Origin of the sequence: Ornithinimicrobium kibberense (assembly GCF_006519705.1) — a bacterium.
Lineage (GTDB): Bacteria > Actinomycetota > Actinomycetes > Actinomycetales > Dermatophilaceae > Ornithinicoccus > Ornithinicoccus kibberensis.
In genome coordinates this window covers 630-1,987 of record NZ_VFXM01000031.1, presented here as the reverse complement: position 1 = coordinate 1,987, position 1,358 = coordinate 630, and the positions used below count along the sequence as shown (strand labels likewise).

Genomic DNA, 1,358 nt, shown 5'->3' with positions numbered 1-1,358 from the left:
AGGGGGACTTGCCCACATGGGACACACACTTTCGAGATCGACGTCCGCGCATAACAGCAGCTCCGGTGGGCGTCCCCAGCCCTCGAGCGTTCGCGTCATGCGCGTGGCTTCCCCTTTCCAGTCCCCCAGGCGGCTGGCGCTGTGAACCGAAACGCTGAGGTACGTGACAGCACGACTCCCGCCGATCAGCGGTCGTCCGGTCGGCGGCCGCTTCGTGGCGTCATTCCGCCCACTATGACGCAGCAGACATACGCTCGGACATGGCGCGCGGTCGTGACATACCGGATCCGCCGATGACAGTGCGTTGTCCGGATGCGGCCCGGCCTCGGAATGACCCTCCGTGACAGGAGGGCGTGGATGTCCGTCCTGGGATGAGTCCCGCCCGATGCAGAATGGGTCGCTATGACTGACTTCACGGCTCGAGCCGCCCGGTTCGTGTCCGCGCACTTCCCACTAGCGGACGCCGCGTTCCTCGGGGGCAGCGCAACGACGGCGGCCGCTACGGACAGCTCTGATCTCGACATTCTTGTCGTACTCCCGGCTCGGTGGTCGAAGACGGCATTCGTCGAGACCACCCGTTTCGAAGGACAGCTCGTGGAGGTCTTCGCCTATGGGTCCGAGGCACTGCGGCTGTGGCTCGAAAGGGGGCGGAACGACCGTCGTCCGGTCCTGGACAAGCTGATCGGTGAGGGCATTCCCCTGACCGGTGGTGTCGTTGCCCGGTCCTTGGGTGACGACTCCAGGCGGGTGCTCGCGGAGGGACCCGTTGGACTGGATCCCGCTGAGCTGCGCTCTCGGGCATACAGCCTGTCGGCAGTTCTGGACGACCTGGTGGACACCACACAAGTCAGTGAACGGTTCGTGCTCACTTCGACGGCCTGGCGAGAGGCAGCTGAGTTGGCGTTGGTGGTCCGCCGCCGGTGGCTGGGGACCGGGAAGTGGCTGTTGCGGGAACTCGCGGCGGAAACGGACGAGTTCGGACTCATCTCCTGGGCGGGGAGCGATCACGATCCGGCCCAACTCGAGTACTGCGTCCGCGCCGTGCTCGACGCTGCTGGCGGTTATGTCCAGGAGCCCTTTATCCGTGGAGAGCGTCCATCCGACTTGTGACCGCTCATGCCGCATCCCGTACCGTTCTGCCCGCGGCCGTGCAGCCGGTAAAGGCCACATGGGTCTCCCGTCACGGGTAAGGGAAGCGGAACTAAACCTCGGTCGTGCGCCGCGGGTCTGTCCGATGAACGGTGTTTCCGGCGTTCATCTCAGAGGTTCTCCGCGGCCGGCATGCGGTCGGCGAAGGTGACGGCGAAAGCGTTGAGCGCGGGCTTCCACCGCATGGTCCATCGTGCCTGCCCGGTGCC

At 65.8% G+C, this 1,358-nt stretch carries 1 protein-coding gene; it reads left to right on the top strand.

The annotated features are described in order from the left end of the window. Positions 1-402: 402 nt before the first annotated feature. Entirely contained in the window at positions 403-1,110 is a 708-nt protein-coding gene (locus tag FJR00_RS15485; RefSeq protein WP_141339620.1) for a hypothetical protein, read from the top strand. The last annotated feature ends 248 nt before the right edge of the window (positions 1,111-1,358 follow it).

Bases quoted from the DNA above. Each gene is read 5' to 3' on its own strand.
- FJR00_RS15485 (WP_141339620.1), top strand. From the start codon at position 403: ATGACTGACTTCACGGCTCGAGCCGCCCGGTTCGTGTCCGCGCACTTC.